The organism is Klebsiella sp. GB_Kp047, assembly GCF_040065235.1.
Taxonomy (GTDB): Bacteria; Pseudomonadota; Gammaproteobacteria; order Enterobacterales; family Enterobacteriaceae; genus Klebsiella; species Klebsiella quasipneumoniae.
The window spans coordinates 1-1229 of record NZ_JBEAJG010000023.1; the positions used below are offsets into that span (position 1 = coordinate 1).

Here is a 1229-nt window from a genome sequence, read left to right on the forward strand (position 1 = left end):
TTCACGAGGCGCTACCTAAATAGCTTTCGGGGAGAACCAGCTATCTCCCGGTTTGATTGGCCTTTCACCCCCAGCCACAAGTCATCCGCTAATTTTTCAACATTAGTCGGTTCGGTCCTCCAGTTAGTGTTACCCAACCTTCAACCTGCCCATGGCTAGATCACCGGGTTTCGGGTCTATACCCTGCAACTTAACGCCCAGTTAAGACTCGGTTTCCCTGCGGCTCCCCTATACGGTTAACCTTGCTACAGAATATAAGTCGCTGACCCATTATACAAAAGGTACGCAGTCACACCCGAAGGTGCTCCCACTGCTTGTACGTACACGGTTTCAGGTTCTTTTTCACTCCCCTCGCCGGGGTTCTTTTCGCCTTTCCCTCACGGTACTGGTTCACTATCGGTCAGTCAGGAGTATTTAGCCTTGGAGGATGGTCCCCCCATATTCAGACAGGATACCACGTGTCCCGCCCTACTCTTCGAGTTCACAGCCTGTGCATTTTGGTGTACGGGACTATCACCCTGTACCGTCGGACTTTCCAGACCGTTCCACTAACACACAAGCTGATTCAGACTCTGGGCTGCTCCCCGTTCGCTCGCCGCTACTGGGGGAATCTCGGTTGATTTCTTTTCCTCGGGGTACTTAGATGTTTCAGTTCCCCCGGTTCGCCTCGTTAACCTATGTATTCAGTTAACGATAGTGTGACGAATCACACTGGGTTTCCCCATTCGGACATCGCCGGTTATAACGGTTCATATCACCTTACCGACGCTTTTCGCAGATTAGCACGTCCTTCATCGCCTCTGACTGCCAGGGCATCCACCGTGTACGCTTAGTCGCTTAACCTCACAACCCGAAGATGTTTCGTAAAACATCATCGTGTCGCGAAAATTTGAGAGACTCGAACACACATTAACTGTGTGTCGTTTCAATTTTCAGCTTGATCCAGATTTTTAAAGAGCAAATATCTCAAACGTCACCCGAAGATGAGTTTTGAGATAGTTCGGCACGCGTCTTTCACTCACGAACCAGCAAGTGGCGTCCCCTAGGGGATTCGAACCCCTGTTACCGCCGTGAAAGGGCGGTGTCCTGGGCCTCTAGACGAAGGGGACACTGAAGTCTCAATCGCAAGACGCCTTGCTTCTTTACTTTCATCAGACAATCTGTGTGAGCACTACAAAGGCAGGTTCTTTAAGGTAAGGAGGTGATCCAACCGCAGGTTCCCCTACGGT

General features: G+C 50.7%; 1 tRNA gene and 1 rRNA gene. Both read right to left on the bottom strand.

The features are described 5' to 3' along the window. Nucleotides 1-843: ribosomal RNA gene (locus ABLV76_RS08365) — 23S ribosomal RNA — on the bottom strand; the annotation flags it as partial. A gap of 190 nt (nt 844-1033) precedes the next feature. Further along, nucleotides 1034-1109: transfer RNA gene (locus tag ABLV76_RS08370), tRNA-Glu, on the bottom strand. Nucleotides 1110-1229 lie beyond the last annotated feature (120 nt).